The organism is Myxococcus faecalis, from assembly GCF_050039385.1.
GTDB lineage: Bacteria > Myxococcota > Myxococcia > Myxococcales > Myxococcaceae > Myxococcus > Myxococcus fulvus.
On sequence record NZ_CP144336.1, the window covers coordinates 2,055,954 to 2,080,271 of the forward strand.

At 67.0% G+C, this 24,318-nt stretch carries 29 protein-coding genes; 27 read left to right on the top strand and 2 right to left on the bottom strand.

Translation table 11 applies throughout. The features are described 5' to 3' along the window. Positions 1-283: 283 nt before the first annotated feature. From VZQ01_RS07970 to VZQ01_RS07995, 6 genes are all read left to right on the top strand, one after another. Complete coding sequence (locus VZQ01_RS07970; RefSeq protein ID WP_426747406.1) at positions 284-898, top strand: bacteriocin fulvocin C-related protein; 615 nt, start codon at positions 284-286, stop codon at positions 896-898. A 207-nt stretch (positions 899-1,105) separates the two neighbouring features. Then, on the top strand, positions 1,106-2,434 hold the full coding sequence (locus VZQ01_RS07975; protein ID WP_426748941.1) for a neutral/alkaline non-lysosomal ceramidase N-terminal domain-containing protein: 1,329 nt from the start codon (positions 1,106-1,108) through the stop codon (positions 2,432-2,434). 198 nt (positions 2,435-2,632) lie between these two features. Continuing rightward, positions 2,633-2,947: an IS66 family insertion sequence element accessory protein TnpA gene (gene tnpA, locus VZQ01_RS07980; protein ID WP_426747407.1), complete on the top strand. Its 315-nt coding sequence runs from the start codon at positions 2,633-2,635 to the stop codon at positions 2,945-2,947. 3 nt (positions 2,948-2,950) lie between these two features. Next, positions 2,951-3,316, top strand: a complete 366-nt coding sequence (tnpB, locus tag VZQ01_RS07985) for an IS66 family insertion sequence element accessory protein TnpB (RefSeq protein ID WP_426747408.1) — start codon at positions 2,951-2,953, stop codon at positions 3,314-3,316. A 109-nt stretch (positions 3,317-3,425) separates the two neighbouring features. After that, on the top strand, positions 3,426-4,865 hold the full coding sequence (gene tnpC, locus VZQ01_RS07990) for an IS66 family transposase (protein ID WP_426748942.1): 1,440 nt from the start codon (positions 3,426-3,428) through the stop codon (positions 4,863-4,865). 102 nt (positions 4,866-4,967) lie between these two features. Next, a complete protein-coding gene (locus VZQ01_RS07995; RefSeq protein WP_426747409.1) occupies positions 4,968-5,279 on the top strand; it encodes a terminase in 312 nt (103 codons plus the stop codon). Between the two features lie 677 nt (positions 5,280-5,956). On the opposite strand, the gene VZQ01_RS08000 is transcribed toward VZQ01_RS07995, so the two are convergent. Then, positions 5,957-6,859: a hypothetical protein gene (locus VZQ01_RS08000; RefSeq protein WP_426747410.1), complete on the bottom strand. Its 903-nt coding sequence runs from the start codon at positions 6,857-6,859 to the stop codon at positions 5,957-5,959. A gap of 239 nt (positions 6,860-7,098) precedes the next feature. On the opposite strand from VZQ01_RS08000, the gene VZQ01_RS08005 reads away from it, so the two are divergent. From VZQ01_RS08005 to VZQ01_RS08095, 19 genes are all read left to right on the top strand, one after another. Next, positions 7,099-7,299 carry a hypothetical protein gene (locus tag VZQ01_RS08005; RefSeq protein WP_426747411.1) on the top strand — a complete coding sequence of 67 codons (201 nt, stop codon included), beginning with the start codon at positions 7,099-7,101 and terminating at the stop codon, positions 7,297-7,299. Next, complete coding sequence (locus tag VZQ01_RS08010) at positions 7,296-9,095, top strand: phage portal protein (RefSeq protein ID WP_426747412.1); 1,800 nt, start codon at positions 7,296-7,298, stop codon at positions 9,093-9,095. The genes VZQ01_RS08005 and VZQ01_RS08010 overlap by 4 nt, the downstream gene beginning before the upstream one ends. 74 nt (positions 9,096-9,169) lie before the next feature. Next, the gene (locus VZQ01_RS08015; protein ID WP_426747413.1) at positions 9,170-9,373 is read left to right on the top strand and encodes a hypothetical protein; all 204 of its coding nucleotides are present in this window, start codon (positions 9,170-9,172) and stop codon (positions 9,371-9,373) included. Continuing rightward, complete coding sequence (locus tag VZQ01_RS08020; protein ID WP_426747414.1) at positions 9,354-10,430, top strand: head morphogenesis protein; 1,077 nt, start codon at positions 9,354-9,356, stop codon at positions 10,428-10,430. Before VZQ01_RS08015 ends, VZQ01_RS08020 begins: the two co-directional genes overlap by 20 nt. Before the next feature lie 54 nt (positions 10,431-10,484). Further along, on the top strand, positions 10,485-10,670 hold the full coding sequence (locus tag VZQ01_RS08025) for a hypothetical protein (protein WP_426747415.1): 186 nt from the start codon (positions 10,485-10,487) through the stop codon (positions 10,668-10,670). Beyond that, positions 10,663-12,015 (top strand): XkdF-like putative serine protease domain-containing protein, encoded by a 1,353-nt coding sequence (locus VZQ01_RS08030; RefSeq protein WP_426747417.1) that lies wholly within the window; start codon positions 10,663-10,665, stop codon positions 12,013-12,015. Before VZQ01_RS08025 ends, VZQ01_RS08030 begins: the two co-directional genes overlap by 8 nt. After that, the gene (locus tag VZQ01_RS08035; RefSeq protein ID WP_426747418.1) at positions 12,012-12,713 is read left to right on the top strand and encodes a hypothetical protein; all 702 of its coding nucleotides are present in this window, start codon (positions 12,012-12,014) and stop codon (positions 12,711-12,713) included. The genes VZQ01_RS08030 and VZQ01_RS08035 overlap by 4 nt, the downstream gene beginning before the upstream one ends. Before the next feature lie 45 nt (positions 12,714-12,758). Then, positions 12,759-13,370, top strand: coding sequence for a phage major capsid protein (locus VZQ01_RS08040; RefSeq protein WP_171442062.1), 612 nt, complete (start codon positions 12,759-12,761; stop codon positions 13,368-13,370). A gap of 101 nt (positions 13,371-13,471) precedes the next feature. Continuing rightward, positions 13,472-13,699: a hypothetical protein gene (locus VZQ01_RS08045; RefSeq protein ID WP_426747419.1), complete on the top strand. Its 228-nt coding sequence runs from the start codon at positions 13,472-13,474 to the stop codon at positions 13,697-13,699. Positions 13,700-13,707: 8 nt separating this feature from the next. After that, entirely contained in the window at positions 13,708-14,085 is a 378-nt protein-coding gene (locus VZQ01_RS08050) for a hypothetical protein (protein ID WP_426747420.1), read from the top strand. Between the two features lies 1 nt (position 14,086). Further along, positions 14,087-14,725 (top strand): hypothetical protein, encoded by a 639-nt coding sequence (locus VZQ01_RS08055; protein WP_426747421.1) that lies wholly within the window; start codon positions 14,087-14,089, stop codon positions 14,723-14,725. Continuing rightward, positions 14,725-15,249: a hypothetical protein gene (locus tag VZQ01_RS08060; RefSeq protein WP_426747422.1), complete on the top strand. Its 525-nt coding sequence runs from the start codon at positions 14,725-14,727 to the stop codon at positions 15,247-15,249. Before VZQ01_RS08055 ends, VZQ01_RS08060 begins: the two co-directional genes overlap by 1 nt. A gap of 74 nt (positions 15,250-15,323) precedes the next feature. Beyond that, complete coding sequence (locus VZQ01_RS08065; RefSeq protein WP_426747423.1) at positions 15,324-15,554, top strand: hypothetical protein; 231 nt, start codon at positions 15,324-15,326, stop codon at positions 15,552-15,554. Further along, a complete protein-coding gene (locus VZQ01_RS08070) occupies positions 15,551-16,192 on the top strand; it encodes a hypothetical protein (protein ID WP_426747425.1) in 642 nt (213 codons plus the stop codon). Before VZQ01_RS08065 ends, VZQ01_RS08070 begins: the two co-directional genes overlap by 4 nt. A 7-nt stretch (positions 16,193-16,199) precedes the next feature. After that, the gene (locus tag VZQ01_RS08075; protein ID WP_426747426.1) at positions 16,200-16,796 is read left to right on the top strand and encodes a hypothetical protein; all 597 of its coding nucleotides are present in this window, start codon (positions 16,200-16,202) and stop codon (positions 16,794-16,796) included. Further along, positions 16,796-17,698, top strand: a complete 903-nt coding sequence (locus VZQ01_RS08080) for an IPT/TIG domain-containing protein (protein ID WP_426747427.1) — start codon at positions 16,796-16,798, stop codon at positions 17,696-17,698. The genes VZQ01_RS08075 and VZQ01_RS08080 overlap by 1 nt, the downstream gene beginning before the upstream one ends. Beyond that, on the top strand, positions 17,695-18,024 hold the full coding sequence (locus tag VZQ01_RS08085) for a hypothetical protein (protein ID WP_426747428.1): 330 nt from the start codon (positions 17,695-17,697) through the stop codon (positions 18,022-18,024). The genes VZQ01_RS08080 and VZQ01_RS08085 overlap by 4 nt, the downstream gene beginning before the upstream one ends. A gap of 50 nt (positions 18,025-18,074) precedes the next feature. Continuing rightward, positions 18,075-20,237 carry a phage tail sheath family protein gene (locus tag VZQ01_RS08090; RefSeq protein WP_426747429.1) on the top strand — a complete coding sequence of 721 codons (2,163 nt, stop codon included), beginning with the start codon at positions 18,075-18,077 and terminating at the stop codon, positions 20,235-20,237. Between the two features lie 11 nt (positions 20,238-20,248). Beyond that, entirely contained in the window at positions 20,249-20,710 is a 462-nt protein-coding gene (locus tag VZQ01_RS08095; RefSeq protein WP_426747430.1) for a phage tail protein, read from the top strand. 7 nt (positions 20,711-20,717) lie between these two features. Here the strand turns inward: VZQ01_RS08095 and VZQ01_RS08100 are convergent, their stop codons facing one another. Continuing rightward, complete coding sequence (locus VZQ01_RS08100) at positions 20,718-22,847, bottom strand: patatin-like phospholipase family protein (RefSeq protein ID WP_426747431.1); 2,130 nt, start codon at positions 22,845-22,847, stop codon at positions 20,718-20,720. Positions 22,848-23,355: 508 nt separating this feature from the next. Between VZQ01_RS08100 and VZQ01_RS08105 the strand changes: the two genes are divergently transcribed. Both VZQ01_RS08105 and VZQ01_RS08110 read left to right on the top strand, forming a co-directional pair. Beyond that, positions 23,356-24,129: a T4 family baseplate hub assembly chaperone gene (locus tag VZQ01_RS08105; RefSeq protein WP_426747432.1), complete on the top strand. Its 774-nt coding sequence runs from the start codon at positions 23,356-23,358 to the stop codon at positions 24,127-24,129. Further along, complete coding sequence (locus VZQ01_RS08110; RefSeq protein WP_426747433.1) at positions 24,126-24,317, top strand: hypothetical protein; 192 nt, start codon at positions 24,126-24,128, stop codon at positions 24,315-24,317. Before VZQ01_RS08105 ends, VZQ01_RS08110 begins: the two co-directional genes overlap by 4 nt. Position 24,318 lies beyond the last annotated feature (1 nt).

The window sequence follows — 24,318 nt, forward strand, 5'->3', positions numbered from 1 at the left end:
AGCCATTACAGCCCGAACGGACTCGGCCACCCTTTATAAATCTCCCTCACGCCAAAGCCGCCCAAAGAAGCAAGCACAAACAAATACCACAACACCATTCACGCCACCCACACCGGCGCACCGCCACGCAAAACAGTGCGAGCGCACTATGACGGCCAACAAAAACACCCTTGACCAGACAAGCACAACACACAGAACATACAGAACCACCCAATGGCGACTCGCCACTGGGCATCTAGCCACACAACCGCCTCGCGCCAGGGGCCACCACGGGAGCCATAGCGTGCCCAACATCAGTCCAAAGTCATTCACCATCGCCCTAGCCATAGCACTCGGATGGGTAGTCCTCCTCTCGCCCAAGCATGCAAACGCCCAGGAGTGCGCAGAAGCAGAAGCCTGGGTCAAGGCACACGCCGGCCGACTCCCATCCGACTACGAAGACTTCTCACGCCATTCCATGGCCTATCGCAAGGCCATCTTCGCAGCCTTGCCTCCTGAGACCCAAAGCTCCCTCTGGAGGCAACACTTCGAGCACTATCTTGAGTCGCATCCCAAGCTGAGCGAGAGCCAGGTAGAGTTCATCCAGGAACTCATCGAGCTCTCCGCCCCTTCGCTCTTCATGAAAGCAGCAAATGCAACAAGCCCTAAGGGCCCCGACCTTACAAAGCAAAAAGAAGCTGCCACAAAGCTCTTTGGCCCTACCGAAACGACATTGCTGCTTGCAACGTTGGGCCCTCAGGAGCAGCTTGCCGGGAACAAAGCGAACTGCGAATGCAACATCGTTGAGGACTTTTGCCCTCCCCTCACCTTCTGTACTCGGGGAACGTCCTGCACCGTAGTCTTCACCGGATGCGGCGCAGTTTGGCTGCAGCCCTGCAACGGCGACTGCATGTACTGACGCGTCATCTTTCCCCTTCGGGCTGAACCTCAATCAAGGATTGGCCCGAAGGTGGATGCGCTTGAGCGAAAGCCAGCCCCTCTCCATCTACTCACACTGCATTGACATGCCAGCCCACCAATGCTAAGCACGGCGTGTGCCGCATGAATACACTCCCCCGCCTCGCGCCAAAGGCACTTGGCTCTGGCGTGGACGCAGCCATTGAAGATGAGCGTGAGGTCGCATTTTCGTCCAAGGCACAAGCGGCTAGCCGTGGCCCTCCTCGCCCTCCTTCTCGCCTATGTGGTCTCCTCTCTGGACTGGTGCCCTCCTCGAGGCGGAGGTTCGATAGCGATTCAGGCTTCCGAAACTGCCCATGGCACACTACAGGCGGGCGCGGGAAAGGCAGAAATTTCCCCGCCGTTTCCAGTCGCGATTGCAGGCTATGGCCCTGCTCGCCCCAAAGCAGACGCTAACCAGACACCGCTCTTCGTCCGGGCCGTTGTCCTTCAAGTGGGCCATGTGCGCATTGGCTTGGTCTCAATTGAACTCCTAACGCCCCCTCCCTCACTCGCAAGTTCCATCCCCCAAGCGCTCAAAAAACTCGGAATATCTGAACTCTGGACTGTGGCAACACATACCCACTCCTCCATGGGAAGCTACGAGCCTTCCCTTCCTTTTCAGGTAGGTGGTGTTGGCATCTACCGAGAGGCCGCGCACAACGCCATCATCCAAGCTGTCGAGGCTGCCTTGGTCAATGCAGCGAACTCGCTCGTCCCTGTAAAACTCGAGTTCGGCACAACTACCGCGCCAGCCCTCGTTGCATCTCGCAACGCAGCCGAGCCCCAAGCCGACCCTCGAGTTACACGGGCAGTCTTTCGCTCCCACCAAACCAAAATCGCAGAGCTCACGATATTCTCTGCACACCCCACACTATTCCCCCACAAGTCCAAAAAACTATCAGCAGACTATCCTGGAGAGTTCTCCCAAACCCTTGAACAAGAAGAAGAGGGTGTCGTCCTATTTTTCCAAGGGACCGTGGGCAATGCGAGGGCAAACGTCCCGACCTCCAGCGCCGATACAAATTCCCTCGTAAGCCTTTTCGCAGCAAGCCTCGCACGGGCAGCGAAAGAGACTCCACTCCAGCCAATCGAAGCCAGCAGGCTCACATTTACCCGGGTGAGTACACCCCTTCCTCGCGCTGATGCGAGCCGCCTCCTACCTGGATTTCTCCGCAACATTGGGGACAATGTCCTCTGCAGATTCGCCCCCAGCACAGCTCAACTCTCTCTCCTTCGCATAGGGCCACTGAGCCTACTCTTAGTTCCAGTCGAAGTCACATACTCAGCGGGTGTAGCTCTAGAATCAGAGTCGGGTGCTACCCGAGTCGTTTCACTCGCAGATGACTACATTGGCTACCTGGACTCCCCCAACCACGTGCAGACCAGCAGCGGGGAAAGTCGGCTCCAGTATTACAGTCCAGAGCTTCTCGACACTCTAACGGCGGCGGCGGCAACCGCCTATGTCGAGAACGAGAGAATGAGCCCATCCAAATAGCCTCAATGTCCGCAAACTACGGGGACAACCCGTAGCAATCAGAAAGTGGCGGCTACACTAGCGGCCGTCTCGCGATATCAGTCGCCATCGCCAGTTCCTCACACTGTGGCGCCTGTGCATCGTTCGTAGGTAACCGTCCGGCGAGCGACGTGGCGGGAGGGATTGCCGGGGTAGCAGTCGTGGAGGACCCTGGCCGGAATGTCGAAGCCGGTTGAGAAGAAGGAGTGGTTTCAGGTCGCCGAGGCCTTCGAGGCGAGCGGCCTGACGCAGAAGGAGTTCTCCACGCAGCGAGGATTGAGGCTGAGCACGCTGCAGTCGTGGGTGTACCGGCGCCGCCGCCAGCGCGCCCAGAGGACCCCGGCAGTTCGCCTGCTGCCGGTGGAGGTCTCGGCCATCGCACCGCCGAGTCCCGCGCTGCTTGAGGTGGTGCTGGCCAGCGGAGCACGGCTGCGGTTCCCCGCGGGCGCCGACGTCGCCTACGTGGCTCGGCTCGTCGCCGCGCTGGGCAGGTGAGGCGTGTTCACGCTTCCCTCGTCGGTGCGCGTGGTGCTGGCCACCGAGGCGGTGGACATGCGCAAGTCGATTGACGGCCTCATGGCGCTGGTGAAGTCCGCCTGGGGCGAGGACGTCTACTCCGGTCACCTCTTCGCCTTCGTCTCGAGGCGAGGCGACCGCATCAAGGTGCTGACGTGGAGCCGGGGAGGCTTCGTACTGCTGTACAAACGGCTGGAGACGGGCCGCTTCCGGTTGCCCAAGGTGGACGCCAACGCGAGCGCAGTGCAGTTGGACGCGACGCAGTTGGCGATGCTGCTGGACGGCATGGACGTCGCCGACGTCAAACGCTCGCCCGCCTGGACGCCACCTGGGCGCACGTCCTCGTAGCGTGACGACAGGCCGTGGCGCGGCGAGGTGTTGGCATCAGGTGCCACGCGAGCTGCCCCAAGACCACTTCTGTCCCTGGCGTGAGGAGGCCGAGGAGCTTCGCGAGCGGATGATGTCGCTGGAGGCGAAGATGGCGGCGCTGGAGCGGCGCGTCTTCGGCCGCAAGACGGAGAAGCTGCCTCCGGTGGCCAAGGAGTTGAAGCCGTCGTCCACCAGCCCGGAAGACGAGGCGGCCCGGGCCGCGAGCGCACTGCAGACGCGACGCGAGCGCGCGGCCCGTAAGGCCGCCGGGGCCGTGGAGCGCGAAGTCCTGCACGAGGTGCCCGCCGAGGAGCGGCGCTGCCCGGCGTGTGGCAGCGAGGCCCTCAAGTCCCTGGGAGAGGGGCGCCGGACGGTGGTGTACGAGTACGTGCCGGCCTTCTTCGAGAAGCAGGTGCACGTGCAAGAGGCCTTGGCGTGCGCCTGCGGCCGAGGCGTCGTCACCGCGCCCGCGCCGCCCAAGGTGGTGGACAAGGGCGAGTACGGGCCGGGCCTGCTGGCGCACGTCGTGGTCTCCAAGTGCGCGGACGCCATGCCCTTGCACCGGCTGGCCCAGCGGATGGAGCGCGGCGGCGTCCCGATGAGTCGCAGCACGCTGACGGACCTCTTCCACCAGTCCGCCGAGGTGCTGCTGCCCTTGTCCTCTCACTTGCTGCAGTGCATCGCCTCTGCGGAGGTGGTGTGGGCCGACGAGACGCCACTGCGCGTACTGGACGTGAAGAAGACGCGCCGGGGCTACCTCTGGACGTTTCTCACCCAGACGCCCCAGGGCGAGTGGCTCATCGGCTACCGCTTCAGCCTGGGGCGCGCGGGCAAGACGCCCAAGGACGTGCTGGGAGGCACCACGGGCGCGCTCGTGGTGGACGGGTACACCGGCTACAACGCGGTGACGCTGCCGGAGGGCCGCACTCGCGTCGGCTGCTGGGCCCACCTGCGTCGTCGCTTCTTCGAGGCGCTGTCCACCGCGCCTGAGGCCCGTGAAGCGATGGACCTCATCCTCGAGCTCTACCGCGTGGAATCCCAGGCGCGGGACGCAGGCCTCGTGGGCACCGCCGCGCACCGAGCGCTGCGCCAGGAGTCCAGCACTCGTATTCTCGCGCGTCTGCGCGCGTGGCTCGCAGTCCAGACGCCGCGCCACCCGCCGAAGAGCCCCATGGGGCAGGCCCTCTCCTACGCGACGAAGCAATGGGAAGCGCTGACGCGCTTCGTCGAGGACGCGCGACTGCCTTTGGACAACAACCGCTCGGAGGCGGCGCTGAGAAAGGCCGCCCTGGGCCGGAAGAACTTCCTCTTTGTCGGGCACGAGGCCGCAGGTGAGAACCTCGCGGGCCTCTACGCCCTGGTGGCCACCTGCGAGGCCAACGGCGTCAACCCCGAGATGTACCTGGCTGACGTCCTGCTTCGTGTCCAGACGCATCCCAACTCGCGCATCACGGAGCTGCTGCCGCACGAGTGGAATCGTCGGCAGACCACCGGTCCGCCCGAGTCACACCTACAATCCACTCCCTGAACACCCCTCCGGTCCCGGCATCCGTCGGGCACAGACCTCGCCCATCTTCAACCGCTCACGCCACGTCGCTGACCGGACGGATACGTTCGTAGCGGCATCGACATGAACCTGGCCCGCGACTTTCCCCAGGTGGTGGAGGAGAACTTCACCAACGAGGCCAAGGAGCGCTGGGCGACTGACTTCAAGATTCTCCTCCAGCGCCGCGATGTCACCCTGCCGCGCCAGCGTGAGCTTGTCGGGCAGATTCACTCCATCAAGCGCCGTGTGTTGCCCTCGGGGAAGGTGTCCTTCGACGCCGAGCGCACCAACCGCGGGCACGCGGACAAGTTCTGGGCCGTCGCATTGGCCTGCCAGCGAGAGCGGGGACCCGAGCGACGAGGCACTGGGGAGATTGGGGTGCGGGTGATTGGTTGAAGGCTACCGGGGCCTGGCTGCTGAGCGCACCGCGCCGAAACACCGGCCCTCGTGGGCCCCCAGCACCGCGCCGGCATGGTCCCCCCAGCACCGCGCCGGCATGGTCCCCCCAGCACCGCGCCGGCATGGTCCCCCAGCACCCCGCCGGCAATGCCGCGCCCTCGTGGCGCCCAGTACCGCGTGTCGCAAGTCAGGGATCTTGAGCCGGTCTAGCCGCCGCGCCCCGCAAGTCCGGACCTAGGACATGCTCCCTTTCCACGGTCGCCGCAGGCATCAACCTGCTGCCTGCCTTCTCAGTGCCGGGCCATAGATGTTCTGCGGCCCTCGGCCACTAGGGACTCGGAACAGGCCATCGGGACGAGCCTCAACCGGCATACCGCCGGTAGGACTCCGCCCCGAAGGAACGAACCGTGAACCAGGACAACCAGGGCACCAACGAGCGGCTCAACCGGCTCCTGCTCGTCGCAGGCCTGATTCTCCAGTTGCTGCAACTCCTGCTCGACTACGCCGCCTTCCGCGCCCATTCCTAGTCCGACTGGACCGGAACGGTCCAGGGTGTGGCAGCCCACGCATGGGCTGCCCACCATGGGCCGGGACGCGGCAGCTGGCCACGCTGCGCCACCCCTCGCCCGATAGCCCCATAGGCAGCGGAGCGGAGCGCACCACCATCCAAAGGCTCAACGCCTCGCTGCCGTTCGCGCCTTGACCTTCAGCCAGGCCTGCCGCCGGAAGGGGTACGTCGAGCAGATGCGGCGCCACGTCCACACCTCGCTCCGCGTCCACCAGTCCGCAGGCGGCTGGAGGCCGACGTCTCGCAGATTGCCGAGGCCCCGGTAGCCGACGCCATCGAGCCCGAAGGCGAAGTTGGACTCCAGCACCAGCACCTTGTCCGTCTCAGCATGGTAGTCCACGACAAGGAAGGTGTGCCCGGAGCCCCACTGGCTGCGCCACCCCTGGATGAGTGTCCAGGGGTGGGACGGCACATCCGCCGACGGCGCCAGTAGCGCCATGCCGGACTCGACGGCAGCCGTCACGGGGGAGAAGTAGTCCTGGGTGGAGGCGATCATCATCTGGCGGTGGCGGCGCATGTCCCAGGTGAAGGCTGCGCCGCGCGCCTCGGAGAAGGCCTTCACCAGTAGGGCCTCGACGAAGGTGCAGCAGTTGTTCAACCGGGGCGGCGCGAGCTGGACACGAACGCCCTGCAGCGTCCACGGGTAGTACGCCCGACTCCCGTCATACCTGTAGTCGAGGAACGCCCCCAGGAGCGTGGTGAGCCGCTCCTCCAAGACGGCCAGCGGCTCGCTGTCGAACGACAGCCGGGCCATGGCAGGGACGCGCTCCTGGGAGACGAGCGTCGCGTAGCGCTGCGTGCGCCAGCGCGTGCACACCCAGGTGTCGAGCGCGCCGAGCTTTGGCACCAGCAACCGGGCGTAGTCCGTGTCGGGCATGGGGTAGCGGGCCCTCTCCTCGAGCACGAGGTAGTCCCCCGCCTCGACATAACCCTCGGGTGACAGGCTCGTGTCCGGTAGCGCGAAGCCGCGCAGGCGCGCGGGCAGTCTGGCGACGCGGTAGGTGTCCATGGTGTCTCCTCGGAGCTGAAGGGCTACAGCGCTTTCGCCATCGACGACGCGACGAGCCGCCCTGGCGTGTCGCAGTTCGTCTCGACACACCCGCAAAGCACTCCCACCCGATGTCCCCGAAATCGGGCCCGAAGCCTTTGTCTTCGCTGGAGGCAAGGCGTGCGGCTCCCAACGCCCCCTGACGCAGGGGGCCCCCCTCCCACCGTGCGCCTTGCCTCTTCTTCGTGTGGGAGGCCCGTGTGCAGAGCGTCGTCAGAGTCTTCGTCCTCTCCCCCCCCTCGGGCGCGGCACGCCCCGGGCCGGAGTTCACCGTCGAGGCCAGCACCCACGACGGCCTGCTGGAGGCGCTGCACGCAGAGCTGGCAGCGCGCGGCCAGCGCGTCCGCGCCGTCTCCCACACCCCCATGGGCCTCCTGGCCTACGTGGAGGACCGCCCGTGACAGTGCCTGCGGAAGTCCACCAGGCTGAGGAGCGCCTCCAGGACATCCTCAAGGCAGTGGTGGTGGGCGCCCGTGTCGACGAGCCCGCCAGTCGTCCTGGCGGAGAGGAGGCCTTGGCCTTCTCCGACGCGGGTGCGCTCCAGCCCCCATATGAGCCGGAAGCGCTCTGCCTCCTCGTCGAGCACTCCAACTCGCTGAGGCAGAACGTCGACGCCTACGCGACGAACATCGACGGCTTTGGCTTCCGCTTCGAGCCCGCCATCGACTTCGACGCCGACGGCGCCAGGGAGAAGGTCGCCGACGCCATGGCCCTGGAGCGTCTGTCCGCGCGTGACGCGGGCACGCTGCCGCCGGGGACACCCCTACGCCCCACGGACGAGGACGTCGCGGCTCACGCGGAGGAGGTGCGTCAGCAGGCCCGAGTGGAGAAGGCCCGCCTGGAGTCCTTCTTCGACTTCTGCTGCTTCGACTCCAGCTTCGTCGAGCTTCGAAGGCGGACACGCCATGACTTGGAGGTGACGGGCAACGCGTACTGGGAGGTGCTGCGCGATAGCAAGGGCGACATCGCCCGCTTCGTCTACGTCCCCTCGTACACGGTGCGCCTGCTCCCCTTGGACAAGGAGGCCGTCGAAATGCGCGAGCGCGTCCGCATCTCCGCCGTCAGCTTCGACACCGTCACCACCCGCCGACGCCTGCGTCGCTACATTCAGGTGCAGGGCAACGAGCGGGTGTACTTCAAGTCCTTCGGGGACTCGCGCGTCATCTCCCGTCTCACCGGCCGCGCCTTCAAGGACGTCGCCGCCCTCAAGGCCGCGGACGCCTCCGACGGTCCCGCCACGGAGCTCATCCACTTCGCCATCCACTCGCCGCGCTCTCCCTACGGCATTCCGCGCTGGGTGGGCACCCTGCTGTCCGTGCTCGGCTCCCGGCAGATGGAGGAGGTCAATTACCTCTACTTCAACAACAAGTCCGTCCCGCCCCTGGCGCTGCTCGTCTCCGGAGGAAGGCTCTCCGACGCGTCAGTGCCGCGCATCGAGCGCTTCATCGAGGAGAACCTCAAGGGCAAGGCCAACTTCCACAAAATCCTCATCCTCGAGGCGGACGGCGCCGGCACCGGCGACGGAGGCCGCGCGAAGATTGAGCTGCGCCCCCTGACGGAGGCCCAGCAGCAGGACGCCCTCTTTCAGCAGTACGACCAGCGCAACATCGACAAGGTGGGCAGCGCCTTCCGTCTGCCACCGCTGTTGCGCGGCGACGGGCGTGACTTCAACCGCTCGGTGGCGGAGGCGCAGCTGCGCTTCGCCGAGGACCAAGTCTTCCAGCCCGAGCGCGACGAGTTCGACTTTCTCCTCAACCGCAAGGTGCTCGCCGACATGGGCGTGCGCTTCTGGAAGTTCAGGTCGCAGACGACGGCCACGAGAGACCCGGAGCGCATGACGGAGATGGTGGAGCGCCTGGTGCGCGTCGGCGTGCTGACACCCGAGGAGGGCCGCCACCTGGCCGGCGACATCTTCCACCGGGAGTTCCGGAAGATTTCGGATGATTGGGTCCGACGCCCCCTCACACTCACTTTGGCGGGCATCCAGACGGGAGTGGAAGACTTGAAGCCCCGGAGGGACAAGGACTCGCTGCTGGGCGAGGCGAAGCGCCTCTTGGGGCTGCGAGAAGAGCTTCGGGCCGAGGAGGAGCGCCTGGCCCAAGGACGCCTGGCGCTGGCCCGCCGGTACCTGGACACCGAGCACGTCCCCGTCCCCCGCGAGGAGTTCGACACCTGGTTCTCGGGGCAGTCCACATGACGCCCGAGCACCTCCAGCGCGCGTGGGTGCTCCAGGCCCAGGCCGACGCCGAGCGCGGCGTCCTCGAGTGCCGCATGTGCCGTAGGCGCGGCCCCCTGGAGGAGACGACGACGCTGTGGCGCAACGGCCTCCTCGTCTTCGCCCTGTGTGACAGGTGCTCGGCCAGCCACGACGTCGTCTTCTCCCCCACTCCGGCTGGCGTCGAGGTGCGCGCCAGGCGCCGCAACCCCGTGGAGCTGGTGACGCAGGAGGCGCCCCGTGTGCACGGCCCCCGCTGACAGCCTCCTCCTGCACGAGGCACGGGCGGTGGCAGACACTCTCCTTGGAGACGTCCTGCGGCTGCCGGTGGCCAAGGCCCTCGACGTTGGCACCACCGCGGGCATGGACCGCGCCGTGGCCCTGCTCGCCGCACGCCTCCGTCGCGCTGTCGGGCGCGCGGATGTGGACGCCATGCGGGAGGCGGTGGCCGTCCTCGACGTGGACTGGAGGACAACGACGGCAGTCCAGCGCAGGCGCCTCGTCGCCCAGGCCCTGGAGGCCGCCGGCCGGCGGACAGCCGTCATCCCCTCTCGCATCCAGGCGCCCCTCGGCGACGCAGCCGAGGAGGTGGTGGCCTCCACTCGCAGCCATGCCCGACGCGAGCAAGGCCTCGCCCTCGCCGCCCGCTTCAACGCCGTCGACAGGCGCGTGGCCCAACACATCGTCCGCACCCAGGGCAACTTCGTGCGGGACGAGTACGGGCGCCGGCTGGACGCCTTCGGCGAGGAGGCCCGTCGTCTGGTGGCCGAGGGGCTGGAGGCCGGCCTCGGGAGAAGCGACATCGCCGAGTCGTTGGAGCGCGCCGCGCGCGGCGCCCTCATCGAGAGGGCCCCATTCTACTGGGAGGTGGTGGCGAGCCACTTCGTCAGCCAGGGGCGCTCCTTCGCCCAGGTGAGCAGCTACGCCGAGGCCGGCATCCGCCGCTACCGCATCGAGGCCGTCCTCGACGAGGCCACCACCCAGGTGTGCCGCTTCCTCCACGGGAAGACATTCTCCGTAGGCGAGGCCCTCCAGCGCTTCGAGCGCCTGGAGTCCCTCGAGCGGCCGGAGGACGTGAAGCAGGAGCTGCCCTGGGTGAGGGAGCGCCTGGACGAGGACACCGGGCGTACCCTCCTCTACGTCAACCGAGGAGGCCAGGAGACGCGCCTGGCCGAGGTGCTCCGCTCCGCCGCCGGCACACGCGACGACGTGGGCGAGTTCCGCGCACTCGCTTCGGACAGGCAGCTCGCGGACGCGGGCGTGGGCTTCCCTCCTTTCCACGCCCTCTGCCGCACCACGACGCTCGCCATCACTTAGTGATGTCCCCGATTTCGCGTCGCAGGCCTTTGTCTCTTCCGGAGACGAAACGCCATGCCGGCCACCTCGACACCTACCCCCACTTCACCTCCGACGGCGGAGGGCAACGCAACGACGCAGGAGTCGACCTCCACGGCCAAGGCCGAGGCGACGTCCGTCGTCTGGCCTCGCGACTTGAACCTCCCCACGTCCGGGGAGCTGGCGTGGGGCTTCGACCCGGAGGGCCTCCGCGATGGGTAACGCCCTTACGAAGGCCCTCGCCCGGGCTCGTCACGTCCTGGAGTCCCTCCAGGGCGAGCCGGTGGAGAAAACCATCTGGGGAAGCCCGGCGGGCAAGAAGCGCCTGGCGAAGCGCCTGGTGGCGATGCTGCCCGCGCACAAGACGTATGTGGAGCCCTTCGCCGGCAGCGCTGCCGTTCTCTTTGCCAAGGAGCCCTCGGACGTCGAGGCCATCAACGACGCGGACCCGGAGATTGCGGACGCATACCGCCTCCTCCAGAAACTGACGCCAGCGGGCCTCGCCAAGCTGAAGAAGCTGCCGTGGGTCGGCGACGAGAAGACCTTCAAGAGCCTCTTCGACTCCAAGCCCAAGGGCGACGTGGAGCGCCTGCACCGCTTCCTTTACCTGACGCACTTCAGTTACGGAAAGCTGCGCGGTCGCAGCGTCAGCCCCAACGGCATGGGCGTCGAGGCGAAGACGCTCGCGCGCATTGAGCAGTTCGCCCCGCGCCTCAAGCGCGTGAAGGTGTACGGCGGCGACTACGAGAAGGTGGTCCGCAAGTACGACGGGAAGGACACCGTCTTCTTCCTGGACCCGCCCTACCCTGGCTACAACGTCGACGTCGGCGAGGGTGACTTCGACGAGGAGCGCTTCTACGGCGTCCTCAAATCGCTGAAGGGCCGCTGGCTCATGACGTATGGCATCCGCGGCAAGCTGCCCGGGCTGCTGAAGGGCTCCGGCTTCCTCGTGAAGCGGATCCGCACGCCTCGCACCATCGCCGCCATGCGCGGCGTGGGCGGCTCCTCCGTGCTGACGCAGCTCCTCGTCTCCAACTACCAGCCCGCCGCGAAGGCGCTGGAGAGTGACGCGGACTTCGCGCTCAACGACTGGCAACCGGAGGAGCCGCCCGGCGCCGCACCCTTCGTCGCCACGACGTCCCTCCTCAAGGGCGTCGAGCCCGACGACGAGCGGTACGTCCTGGGCGTCGTCCTGGAGCCGGAGACGGTGGACGCGCAGGGCGACATCTACTCCGCCGCGGAGATTCGTCAGGCCGCGCACCGCTTCATGGAGGAGTTCGGGGGCCTCGGCCTCATGCACCAGATGCGCGTCAACGGGCACGTGAAGGTGCTGGAGAGCTACCTGGCCCCCGTCGACTTCAACCTGGGCGAGGTGCCGGTGCGCAAGGGCACGTGGCTCTTCGCCGTGCGCGTCCTCTCCGATGAGCTCTGGGGCCGGGTGAAGGACGGCCAGTTGACGGGCTTCTCGATTGGCGGCACCGCGCGCCGACTCCCCGAGGCCTCTCCTGCCTCCAAGACGCCCCCTTCCGACACACCTGCCGCTGACTCCCAGCCGGAGGCCGCATGACGACCACCGCCCAAGGCCCCGCCCCAGTCCACCGCCTCATCGACATGGTGGTGGAGGAGGTCTCCCTCGTGGACAGGGCCGCCAACAAGCACCGCTTCCTCCTCGTGAAGCGAGACGGAGACACCATGGACGACGCTCCCCAGGACACCCCACAGGCCGAAGGCGCCAACAGCGCCGCCTCGGACACCTCCAAGGCCAATGACGCGCTCCTCGCCACGGCCCAGCAGGCCCTCGAAGCGGTGACGGCCCTCGTCGAGGCGCTGGCCTCCACGGACGGCATCGACGGCGTGCGCGTGGTGGAGGTGGCCCAGCACCTGCGCGCGCTGGCCGACGCGCTGGAGGGTGAGGACGAGGAAGAGGACGAGGAGGAGGATGACGTCGAGGCGCGTGCAAAGACGGCCAACCCCGCTCCGCCTCCGACTCCGCCCGCGCCTACGCCAACGCCGGGCGCGGATGCCCCCGGCCTTCACGAGAGCCTCACCAAGCTCACCGACGCCGTCCGCGCGCTGGAGGGCAGTGTGAAGGAGCAGCACCAGAGGCTGGGCCGCGTGGAGAAGCAGTTCGGCCTGCCCAATAGCACCGCCCCCGCGGAGCGTCCGCCCAAGCCCACCGTCGAGGACGTCGGCTGGCCGCTCGACCTCAACAAGCCCCTCAACCGGGAGAGCGTCGACAAGGCCCTCTCCTTCCATGACGTCTGACGTCCCCACCCGCCACCAGGAAGCCTCAACGCCGAAGGAATCCCCATGAGCCGTCTCGACAACAGCACCCTCTTGGCCAAGGCGGACCTGGCCCTCGCCGACCTCACGGCCGGCGGCGGCATCCTCCAGCCCGCCCAGGCGCAGAAGTTCATGCGCCTCCTCATCAAGCAGTCCGTCCTGCTGCAGCAGTGCACCGTCGTCCCCATGGCGGCGCCCAAGCAGCAGTTCTCCAAGCTGAAGTTCGGCAGCCGCATCCTCCGTCCCGGTCAGGAGGCCACCGCCGTCCCCGCAGCCCAGCGCGTGAAGCCGGACCTCTCCCAGGTGGAGCTGGACGCCAAGCTCTTCAAGGGCGAGGTGCGCCTCTCCGACGAGGTGCTGGAGGACTCGATTGAGCGCGGCGAGCTGCGCCAGACGCTCATGGAGATGATGGCGGACGCCATCTCCCGCGACATGGAGGAAATCCTCGTCAACGGGGACACCGCCTCCGCCGACCCCTTCTTGGCCACGTTGGACGGAGTCCTGAAGCAGGCCACCAGCAACGTCGTGGACGCGGCCGGAGCGCCCATCTCCAAGGACGTCCTCGGCGACTTGCTCAAGTCGCTGCCCTCGGAGCACCTGCGCGACAAGAGCAGTATGGGGTTCCTCTTACCAGCGTAGACGCGGACCTGGACTACCGCAGCACGCTGGCGGAGAGGGCCACGGCTGTCGGCGACAAGTTCCTCGAGGGCGACGCGCCGGTCCTCTACTCGGGCGTCCCGGTGCGGCCGATTCCTCTGTGGCCGGAGAACCTCGGCGCGACGAATGACCGCACGGCCATCCTCCTGTGCAACCCGAAGAACATCCACGTCGGCATCTGGCGGCAAATCCGCATCGAGTCGGCGCGCGACATCTCCGAGGGCACGCTGAAGGTGGTGGCCACGCTGCGCTTCGACGCGAAGTTCGCGGAGGAGCCGGGCACGGCCAAGGCCATCAACGTGCAGTTGTGAGGCCCACCATGGACAACACCTATCTCGTCCGACTCAAGGCCTACGACGCGCGCCGGGGCCACGTGCTGCGGCGCTACACATATGCCGGCATCAAGTTTCAAGAGGAACGCGGCTGGTACCGCGTGGAGAAGCCGGTGGCGGACTACCTGCGCACGGTGCGCCAGTTGCCCGGTGACGCCTACTCGCCGCTCGCCTTCGACGTGAGCACGGAGGCCGAAGCCAAGGCCCTCGACGCGGCCGAGGCCGACGAGGCCCGCGTGAAGCGCAGCGCCAGCGATGAGCTGAAGCTGAGTCCAGCGCGGCCCGCCGGCACGCTGACGACGGAGGACCTCCCGAAGGCCAGCGAGGAGAAGGACACGCGCCGCGCCAAGCGGGAGAAGGACTGACGTGTACGCCACGGTGGCCGACATGCGCGCCGAGGGCGTCACCCCGGCCATGGCGGGCGATACCCGCCTGGCCGTCCTCCTGGAAGAGGCCACGCGCACCATCGACAAGGTGACGGGGTGGCACTTCGAGCCGCGCTCGGCGACGTTGCACCTCGACGGGCGCGGAACTCCGTCCCTCTGGCTGCCAGTGCCCCCCATTCGCCTCTACCGCCTGGCACTCCATGGGGAGGACGTGTCCTTCTCCAAGGAGCGCCTGGTGGTGGGGGGGGCCCCGGTGAGCCCGGGCTTCGACGGGCCTCGCCTCACCTTCCGCCATGGGCGCGTCTTCCCGCGTGGCGAGGGCAACGTCACGGTGGGCGCGCGCTGGGGTTACACCGAGGCGGACGGGACGCCCGAGGGTCGCACGCCGCCCGCCATCCGCCGCGCCTGCATGCTCCTCGTCCTGCGCAGCCTCTCGCCGCTGGCGGACGAGGCGTCCCTGGAGGAGCGCACGCGCTGGCGCGTGGTGGAGGAGCGAACGCGCGAGCAGAGCTACCGCCTCGACACTGTCCGCCCCTCGGTGCGGCCACTCACTGGAGAGCCAGAGGTGGACCTCTTGCTCTCGCCCTACATGAAGCCCTCCTTGCCCGGAGCGGCCTGATGCGGGGCAGACTCATCTTCCCCTTCCTCGCGGAGCTGCACCGCCTGGACACCGCCGCCATGGCGGGGCCCGGCCCAGGCCCCCATGCCAGCGGGTACGACGCGGACTTCCGCGAGCCCGCGCTGGAGGACTCGGACGACGACGGCCTTGCCGAAGCCTTCCGCCGCGAATTTCCGCCCGTGCGTGTCCCCTGCCAGGTGGAGCCGGATGCCTTTGAGTCATTGCGCATGACTCCTTCCGGCAACAGCCCCCGGACGAGCTTCGAACTCGTCTTCCACTTCAGAGACCTCGAGCGCCTCGGCCTCGTCGACGCGGCCACGGGCGACTCGCTCATCCGCCCCAGCGACAGGCTGGGCGCCCTCTACGACGTCGCGGGCGCGCTCGTGCAGGCCGTGAGGACGCCGCCCGGGCTGTACGTCACGGAGGCGCGCCCCACGGGCTTCGGACTCCACCGCCGGAGGCCTCGCCGCAACCTCCTACTCGTCACCTTCAACGACAGGCCCCAAGCCCGAGGACTCACATGAAAGCACTGCTACTCGCCCCACTTCTCGCAACCGCCTTCCTCCCTCGCTGCCTTGCGCCGGATGGGTGCGCGCCGGTGTCCACCCGGTGCGCTGGCAACGTCGCGCAAATCTGCAACGGCGACGGCAACTGGCAGGTGCTGGCTGACTGCGACGCCGTCAGCGAGCACAGCAACGCCACCTTCACCTGCGCCTACGTCAACGAGGAGGGCGTCGCCGGCCACACCTGCCTGCCCGCCACCTTGGACGCGGGCACCTTCGACGCCGGCACCGTGGACGCGGGCGCCGAGGCCGGAGGTGTCCTGTGAAGGGCTACCTCCAGTCCCTCCCCGGCGTGGGCGGCCTCTTCCAGCGCGACCTCCAGCCCGCGGAGGTGTGGGCCTTCTACCAGCACATGCAGGAGCGCTTCCGCACGAAGACGGCCAACAAGGCCGACTCCCTCGAAATGCAGCTGGCGGCCGAGGTGCTTCGGCGCATGGGCATTCTCGACAGGCAGCGCTTCCTGGAGAAGTACGCCACCACCGTGGGGCGCACGCTCTACCTGCCCTTCGAGGTGGGCATGCCGAAGTCGGGCTGGGACTTGTGGGCCCAGGTGGTGGTGTGCGCCCACGAGCACCAGCACGTCGTCCAGCACGACGAGGAGGGCCCCAGCTACGAGCTGGCCTACCTCACCAGCGCTTCCGCGCGCGCCCGCTACGAGGCCGAGGCGTACACCTGCAACCTGGAGCTGCACTTCTGGCGCTACGGCAGCGTGCCCGCCGTGCGCCCCATCGCCGAGGGCCTCAAGCACTACGGCTGCCGGCCGGAGGACGTGGAAGTCACTGCGCACTCCCTGGCCCTCACCTCCGTGTCCGTCCGCCACGGCGCGGTGGTGAGTGAGGCCACGCACGTGGCCCTGGAGTGGCTCAACTCGCACGTCCCTCACCTGCGGGCGAAGAAGGGCTGAGACTCGCATGGCCGTCTCTCGCACCGGAGATTGGGCACGGGCCCGCCAACTGTTGGCGGCGGGCTCGTCGCGCCTTGAGGGTGCGCTCCAGACGGCCCTGCGTCAGGAAGCGCACGCCCTGCGCAAGGAGGTGGTGCAGGGCCTCACCCAGCAGGCACCTGGTGGCGAGCCGCTCCGCCCTCCCTCGCCCCTTACGCTGGCGGCGCGCCAGCTCGCGGGCTTCAACGGCACCAAGGCCCTCCTCGTCTCCGGTGCGCTGCGCAACTCCATCTCCGTCGTCGTCGAGGGCGACGAGGCCTTCATCGGCGTCTCGCGCACCGCGAAGAGTCCTGACGGCGAGTCCCTCGTCGACGTGGCGCAGCTCCAGGAGTACGGCGGGCCGCCCGTCGTCATCCCCATGACGCCGAAGATGCGACGCTTCCTCTTCGCGCTGCTGCGCCAGGCCGGCCAAGCGCGCACCGGCGGCAGTGGGCGCGGCGTCATTGTGACGCAGACGCCCGCGCGGCCCTTCCTGCGGCCGGCCTTCGCGCGCTTTCGGCAGGGCGCCAACCGCCGCTTCCTCGCGCGCGTGGCGAAGGAGCTGGGCCTCGGAGGGCCCGGGTAATGGCCCTCCCCTCCCTCACCTCCGTGACGCCCTCCTCGGGCCCCACCAGCGGCGGCGACATTCTCCGCCTCGCCGGCACGGGCTTCGCCGCGCGGGTGGCCGTGCGCCTGGGTGGAGTGCGCGCGGAAGTGCTCTCCGTCCGTGAAGAGGCGGGCAGCCACTTCGCGGACGTGCGGACGCCGGCCCATGAGGTGGGCACCGTCGACGTGGAGCTGCTCAACCTCTCCGCAGACGGACGCCCCATCCCAGGAGAGGCCGCGCTCCTTCCGGGCGCGTACCGCTACCTGCGCCCGCGCGTCGCGAAGGAGGCGGACCTCACCCGCCTCGTGCGCACCCTGCTGCGTGAGCTGAAGCGCCAGGTGGTGGCCAACGTCAGCGCCAGCGTCTCCGTCGACTACGACGACACGGTGGCAGACGACCTCAACGTCATCGCCATGGCCTCGCTGCCCTCCGTGGTGCTGTCAGGCCCCACGCTGCGCGAGAGTCGTCGCTACTCCACCAACGTCTTGCACGAAGACGTCGGGCAGGGCCCCTCCGGCTCGGAGCTGGTGCGCAGGCGCCCCGCGTACACCGTGGACCTGGCCTTCACCCTCACGGTGGCCTCCAACCGCACCGCCGAACTATTCAACCTCATGGCCGCCGTCGCCACCTTCCTCAACCGCAACCGCTGGCTCTCCATGGCCCGAGACGCCGAGGACACCTCGCGCGGCACCGTGCGCTGGGAGCTGGACGCGGACGGCGAGGTGCGCACGCAGCTCGGCAGCCGCGATGACGTGCGCGCCTTCACGTGGGGCCTCGTGGTGCGCGGCTTCGACGTGGACGAGGGCCTGCCCCTCGACATCGGCAAGGCCGTCGCCGGCACTCACCTCGAAACGGACTCTCTCTCCGGAGGCACCTCATGAGCGTCACCCTCACCAATGCCCTGGGCAGGCTCGTCACCTTCCTCTTGCCCCACGAGTCGTACTGCCTGGCGCGCGGCGCGTGTGCCTGCGGCGTGCAGCCTGGCCGTGGTGGCCGGCGCCTGCCCTCCTCCCTCACCCTTGCCACGGGTGTGTCGCTGGAGGACGTGCCCGAGGCGGCCCTCACCGTGCCCGCAGTGGCTACTGCCATCCGCCGGGGCGAAGTCACCCTGAAGCGGCAGGCCCCCACAGCCCCGCCGTCGTCGCCCCCCTCTGCCGCGCCAGAAGCGTCGGCGCGCGCGTCCCGCAAGAAGCGAGGTGCCCCGTGAGTCGTGAGTTGCTGTCGTCGAAAGTCGTGTTTGAGGAGGAGGAGCCACGCGTGCGCGGCATTCCCTCCGCGCCCACCTCCGTGGCGGGTGCCGTGGGCCTGGCGGAGCGCGGGCCCATTGGCCAGGCGGTGCTCTGCACCTCCTTCGAGGAGTACCAGGCCACCTTCGGCGGCTTCACGCCAGACTCCGATTTGGTCCTCGCCGCCATGGGCTTCTTCGAGAATGGCGGCAGCCACTTCTGGGCGGTGCGCACCGTCCACTACGAGGACGCCTCCAACCCCGAGTCGCACACGGCCACGCGCGCGGCGGCGGCCCTCACCACGGGCGGAGGGCCCACGCCCGCTGCCGTGCGCGGCACCCTGCGGCCCCCCTTCACTCTGGCCGATGGCCAGCGCCTGGAGGTGTCCGTCAACGGCGCCGAGGCGGTGGACGTCGTCTTCTCTGGCGCGGCGGCTTCCGTCTCTGCCGGGCGCCCGGGGCCGTATGCCCTCACCGCCGGGCAGGCCCTCCGTGTGCGCGTCGACGACGGCCGGGACGTCTTCATTGCCTTCAGCGAGGAGGACTTCGAAGACGTCACCCAGGCCACCGCGCAGGAGGTGGCCGCCGTCCTCAACGCGGGACTCATTGGCGGGCGAGCCACCGTGGCGGACGGTGTGCTGAGAATCGCCAGCGACACCCAGGGCGCCTCCAGTCGTCTGGAGGTGGGCGACGAGGTGGCCAACACCGTCTTCGGCTTCCCCGGCGGCCCGCAGGTGGGGAGTGGCAACGTCCAGAGTCTGCGCGCGGTCGAGCTGGCCGAGGTGCGCGCCCTCGTGGAGGCAGCGGTGACGGGTGTCCGCGTGGCGCCGTCCTCCCTGGGGACGCTGCAACTCCGCACCCTGTCCACGGGACCTGGCGCCTCCTTGCGTGTGCAGGGCGATGCGGGCTCCGGCCTCGGCCTCGACGCGCTACCGCACACGGGCGACGCCTCCGGCGCCACCGACGTCCTCCACCTGGAGGCCAAGGACGCGGGAGCCTACGCCAACCGCCTCGAGGTGGAGGTGCGTCCCTCCACCAACGGTGCCCCCGACACCTTCGACGTCCTCGTCCTCGAGGACGGCGCCTACCGCGAGTCCTTCCCCAACCTCTCCTCGTCCGAGGACGACGCGCGCTACGTCGAGCACGTCCTCAATGACGAGCGCACCGGCAGCAGCTACGCCCAGGCCTTCATGGTGCAACCGGACGCGGTTCCGGACGTGCAGACGGTGGCCCTCTCGGGCGGTACCGACGGCCTCGTCGGCCTGGACGACGCCGACTTCATCGGCTCCGAGGCGGGTAGGACGGGCCTCTACGCGCTCGACGAGGTGCAAGACGTCTCCCTCCTCTTGGTGCCCGGACGCGCCACGCCCGCCGTCCACAACGCCATGGTGCGCTACTGCGAGGTGGCGCGCGACGGCCTCGTCTTCGCCGTCCTCGACTCGCCCGCGGGCTACAGCACCACGGACATCGTCTCCTACGTGTCGCAGGAGGCCGCCCTCGAAGGACTCTCTGAGCACGCGGCCCTGTACTGGCCGCGCGTGAAGGTGCTCAACCCCGCCCGCAGCGTCTTCGGCAACGTGGAGCAGCTCGTCGTCCCGCCCTCCGGCATCATCGCTGGCGTCTTCGCCCGCAACGACGGCGCGCGCCCCGGCGGCGTGTACGACGCGCCCGCGGGCATCGAGGCCGGGCGCATGTTCGGCGTCCTCGGCTTCGAGACCAAGGAGGTCCTCGAAGAGAAGAAGCGGGACGTCGTCTACCCCCGCCGCATCAATCCCCTCACCACCGGGCCCGGCCTGCCTCGCTTCATCGATGGCTCGCGCACGCTGAAGGCCAGCGGAAACTTCCCCTACGTCGCCGAGCGGCGCGGGGTGTCCTTCATCGAGAAGAGCCTCAAGTCGGGCCTGCAATTCGCCCGGCACCGCAACAACACGGAGGGACTGCGCGCCCAGGTGCGGCGCTCCATCGCCGCCTTCCTCCTCGCGCAGATGAAGAACGGGGCCTTCCGCAGCCAGGAGCCCGCCACGGCCTTCTTCGTTGACGTCTCGGACGCCCTCAACCCGCCGTCCGTCATCTTCGCCGGCAAGCTGGTGGCGCGCATCGGGCTCGCCACCAACAAGCCGGCCGAGTTCATCGTCCTGCAGGTTTCTCAGGACACCCGCGCCCTCGAGGCCGAGCTGGCCTCGGCGGGCCTGTAAGGAGACTGGCCATGGCCATCATCGGACAGCCGCGCAGCTTCCATAAGCGTTTCAAGTTCCTCGTCGAGATTGACGACATCGGCCACGCGGGTTTCCAGAAGTGCTCCGAGCTGTCCGTCGAGGTCGCCAACATCCAATACTTCGAGGGCGGCAGCCTCATCCCCAACAAGTCCCCGGGGCGCCTCACCTTCTCCGACGTCACCCTGGAGCGAGGCGCCACGCAGGACCACCAGCTCTTCGACTGGTTCCAGGACGTCGTCCACATGTCGAGCGGGCTGGGCCTGCCGGACGCGATCTACAAGCGCAACTCCGACATCGTCCAGCAAGACAGGGACGGCACCACGCTGCGCCGGTGGAGCCTCTCCCGCGTCTGGCCCGTGAAGTTCGTCGCGGGCGAGTGGGACAACGAGTCCGATGAAAACGTCATCGAAAGCGTCACCCTCACCTATGACTTTTTCGAGTTGGCGGGGTGACTATTTCTTAATGAATGTCATAGTGGGAGGGGTCACTCTGCGCCGCGTCCAGGCATTGCACCAACGCATCCTTCAAACCCGACGCGAGCTTCATCCGCATGGCATTTCGACCCGCATCGATGAGCAACTGCACCTCATTCTCGTTTCGAGAGAGGGAGGAGTCAAAGTGGCCCAGTAGCGCCTGCGGCGTCCCTTTTAACGGAACAGGCTTGCAATCCCAGCGATCCTCTGGCAGCCACATTCCAGGACGCAGCCTGCGAAGACAGCCGCCCTTGGGAAGCGCATGGAATAGAGTGGGCCTCTCTTGGTTGAGGTCCATCACGTCGGACATCCTCACCACGGACAATAGGTAGTTCCTAGCCGTCGTGAATAAAGGAGCAACAGGTTCCCCTAGAACGCTTCGGACCTGTGCGCCCGCCGCCCCCTCAGCTTCAAGCCGTGCGGCGCCTAGGAGTGGCACCGCGTTCTGTACCATCTTAGACAGCCCCTCGCCGAAGTCGTAGCGCCTCACCAGATAGGGAGAAGACGTCTGGATGCTACTATCCAGGACAATGTGTACAACGGGGTGTTGCTTCGCGTGACTCAGTCCCAACCGAAGAGCCACGCCCAGCCCCAAGTTGTCAGACTGGCCTCCATCCGCGAGTGCGATGCCCCTGCGAATGGAATTGCCATCAGGGCGCTTCAACGGCACGGTTGTACCCAAAACAGGTCCAATGCCAGGAAACGACATGGAGAGCGTCACGGCATCCAAATAGTCCATTACACGTGGATCAACCTGAAGAACATCATTCCTTGACGCCGCATGAGGAAGCGCCAGCCGGATTTCATCCACCCCCAACTGATTGAGCCATTTCGGAAGCAGCGGCACCACATGACCTGTCTCGTAGGCCGTTACGGTGGCGACGAAGACAGGCAGCTTGACGGGAACGCCTTCTGGGGGAAAGACCTCATTAAAGCTCAGAGGAGAGGTGAGACTACAGGTTGCATACGTCTCGAACGCAGCACCTTCTCTCGGAACACTCCTAAGCGGTCCAGCGTAGTCTCCCTTACAGACTCCGCCATCAAGTCCGACAAAAGCAGTTTTCAGTTGGGCTCGAACCCGCGAAGCAGCTCTTCCATCTAATACGTTCCTAAGAAACGCGTCTTTCGTACTCGGCAAATAGGAGAGCCCCAGCACAGAGAAGAAGCGCGAACTCTCCAGATAGTCACGGGCTGTCGCCGAACTGAGCGTATCTCCTCGAAGGTCTGCCTCGCGAAGGATCTCCATCAAGGAAAGGGCCATCAGCCCGCCCCCTGAAGCCGTCACAAGATAGTCAAACTCACGGAGCACGGAGCGCTGACGCTCGGGAAAGGCCTCATTCAGTTCATGGATGGCTCCCCAGGCAAACGAAGCCGAGTTCGTACCTCCTCCCGACATGGATAAGACGACCGTGCACTGGTCGTTTTGTTCGGGACGCAACTCGGGTTCCGCCCGGTACCCTCTCAAGGGTTCTCGCGGATATGCCCCATCGTGCGTGGCAAGAAAAGGAAAGTCCGATGGCGCCGTCTGGTAATCCATAAGCGTTTTGTAGCTAGGCGCATTACCAGCACCGAGCCTTGGCCACCCATCCGAGGTCTTCCATCCAATAAGTGCCAGCAGGAGCACCAGCCAGCCAATTCCCAGCAACAGGCCCCGGGGGCGACAACCCTGCCAAGCACGAATTAAGACATAGCCAAGCGTGGCCACCAGCGACAGAACCGGAACTGAAGCAAGGCCTACATGATCGTAAAACAACCGCCGATCTGGCGAGGATACTTCTGTTCGAGCGTAGTGGGTCAGGAACCAGCAAAGGGCCACAAATCCCCAGGAAATGCTCGGGGGTTGCACCTGACGGGCCAAACTACGCCATTGCACAGACGCTTTCGCGGCGTCGAGAAGCACTGGAACGACTGGCAGCAGCAATATCAGCCACTCAATAGAGGAGAAGGGCCTGGTGTTTTGTTGTGCCTGTGTCTCTTCCTGCATCGGCAATGTCTGTAAAAACCCGACATCCCACAGAAAATAGACTGCCGCAACAACCGCAAGGAATCCCAGTTTTTTCCAGTAAGTCTCAGGCAGCTCACTGCGCGCCACGGCAGGGAGGGCTTCGTCTTGCATGTGCACCTCAAGCAATCAGGAGGAATGTAGCGCACACCAACAGCGAACAGAGTGTACACGCTTTATGGATGGGCGCGTTTCACGCACATCTTCGAATGAGGAGCGACTGACCAAGAGGCTATCCCTCATCTACCTGCACTCACTCTTTGCCTTCTGCCGCATGGAAGTGAATGAGGCATGGGTCACTACCGACCACAACTGGGTAAAGCATGGAGGCTCGAGGGTTAGGGCCCGCTCGCAATTTACATGGCCATGAGAGGCGTGCCCACCCCCGGAGAATCGGCTTCCGGGCGCGGAAATCGGCCAAGTAATTTCTGAGCGGGCCCTTACATGCGGGGGCTAGCCTTGAGAGCGGGCCACACGTGCTCTCGAATGGAACCAACCATTCGGTGGCGCAGCAAGCTCTCCACTTCGATCACTACCATTGCCCGGCGCCAACATCTGGCCCTTCGCAAGAGAATGTCCCCGATTTGCCGCCCGAGGCCTTTGTCCTCCTAGGAGGTAGGACATGGCGGACATCATCTCATGCCCCTCGGGGCTGACGGGCCGCATCCGCGGCATGAAGGTGCGGGAGGAGCGCGTCCTCGCGGACCGCAAGCTGGCGAAGAGCGGCGGACAGGTGGATGAGCTGCTCTCCGCGTGCTGGGAGGAGCTGCTGGAGGCAGGCCCCTACGCCTTCCCCGACGGGAAGGTGGACTGGGGCCAGGTACTCCAAGGGGACCGCTTCTACGCGCTCCTCCAGGTGCGCGTGCTCACCTACGGCCCCGAGTATGCCTTCGCCGTCCCCTGCCAGAATGCTGCCTGCCGGGCCCGCATCGACTGGGAGCTGGACTTGACGCAGTTGCCGGTGCGCGTCCTCTCGGACACGAGCCGCGCGGCCTTCATGGCTGGCAACCGCTTCGAGACGACGCTGCCGGACTCTGGCACGCGCGTGCGCTTCAAGCTGCTGACGGGGGAGGACGAGCGGCGGCTCCCGCAGCTGCAGCGCGCGGCGCCGGAGAAGCTGCTGTCCTCCGTCCTCGCCTACCGGGTGCAGGACATCGACGGCGTGGACGCACACGACAAGCGCCGCTTCCTCGAAGACTTGAGCCTGCGCGACGCCGACTTCCTCGTCGACGAGTTTGACGCCGTCGACTGCGGCGTGGACACGACGCTCGAAGTCGAGTGCCCCGAGTGCTTCATGCGCCAGGAGGTGGAGCTCCCTTTCGACCGGGGCTTCTTCCTCCCGGGGACGCAGCGGACAACGAGGCGCCGGGAGCGCTCCACCTCTTCCCCGGCGTGACGCTGGAGACGTGGCGCGAGGGCCTCTTCCAGTTGTGCTGGCACCAGCACGGAGGCAGCGGCCTCGCAGTTCCCCTCGGTAACGCCCTGGAGCTGCCCACCTCGGACAGGGACTGGCTGCTCGAGCGCATCGGCCAGCAGCGTGCCCAGGATGCCAAGGCGTTGGAGAAGGCCGCGAAGCGGAGGTAAC

Coding starts and splice junctions, on each gene's coding strand:
- VZQ01_RS08030 (WP_426747417.1), top strand. CDS start 10,663: ATGGGTAACGCCCTTACGAAGGCCCTCGCCCGGGCTCGTCACGTCCTG.
- VZQ01_RS08095 (WP_426747430.1), top strand. CDS start 20,249: ATGGCCATCATCGGACAGCCGCGCAGCTTCCATAAGCGTTTCAAGTTC.
- VZQ01_RS08075 (WP_426747426.1), top strand. CDS start 16,200: ATGGCCGTCTCTCGCACCGGAGATTGGGCACGGGCCCGCCAACTGTTG.
- VZQ01_RS08035 (WP_426747418.1), top strand. CDS start 12,012: ATGACGACCACCGCCCAAGGCCCCGCCCCAGTCCACCGCCTCATCGAC.
- VZQ01_RS08025 (WP_426747415.1), top strand. CDS start 10,485: ATGCCGGCCACCTCGACACCTACCCCCACTTCACCTCCGACGGCGGAG.
- VZQ01_RS07995 (WP_426747409.1), top strand. CDS start 4,968: ATGAACCTGGCCCGCGACTTTCCCCAGGTGGTGGAGGAGAACTTCACC.
- tnpA (WP_426747407.1), top strand. CDS start 2,633: ATGTCGAAGCCGGTTGAGAAGAAGGAGTGGTTTCAGGTCGCCGAGGCC.
- VZQ01_RS08040 (WP_171442062.1), top strand. CDS start 12,759: ATGAGCCGTCTCGACAACAGCACCCTCTTGGCCAAGGCGGACCTGGCC.
- VZQ01_RS07975 (WP_426748941.1), top strand. CDS start 1,106: ATGAGCGTGAGGTCGCATTTTCGTCCAAGGCACAAGCGGCTAGCCGTG.
- tnpC (WP_426748942.1), top strand. CDS start 3,426: ATGATGTCGCTGGAGGCGAAGATGGCGGCGCTGGAGCGGCGCGTCTTC.
- VZQ01_RS08060 (WP_426747422.1), top strand. CDS start 14,725: ATGCGGGGCAGACTCATCTTCCCCTTCCTCGCGGAGCTGCACCGCCTG.
- VZQ01_RS08015 (WP_426747413.1), top strand. CDS start 9,170: ATGTGCCGTAGGCGCGGCCCCCTGGAGGAGACGACGACGCTGTGGCGC.
- VZQ01_RS08050 (WP_426747420.1), top strand. CDS start 13,708: ATGGACAACACCTATCTCGTCCGACTCAAGGCCTACGACGCGCGCCGG.
- VZQ01_RS08100 (WP_426747431.1), bottom strand. CDS start 22,847: ATGCAAGACGAAGCCCTCCCTGCCGTGGCGCGCAGTGAGCTGCCTGAG.
- VZQ01_RS08000 (WP_426747410.1), bottom strand. CDS start 6,859: ATGGACACCTACCGCGTCGCCAGACTGCCCGCGCGCCTGCGCGGCTTC.
- VZQ01_RS08085 (WP_426747428.1), top strand. CDS start 17,695: ATGAGCGTCACCCTCACCAATGCCCTGGGCAGGCTCGTCACCTTCCTC.
- VZQ01_RS08080 (WP_426747427.1), top strand. CDS start 16,796: ATGGCCCTCCCCTCCCTCACCTCCGTGACGCCCTCCTCGGGCCCCACC.
- VZQ01_RS08105 (WP_426747432.1), top strand. CDS start 23,356: ATGGCGGACATCATCTCATGCCCCTCGGGGCTGACGGGCCGCATCCGC.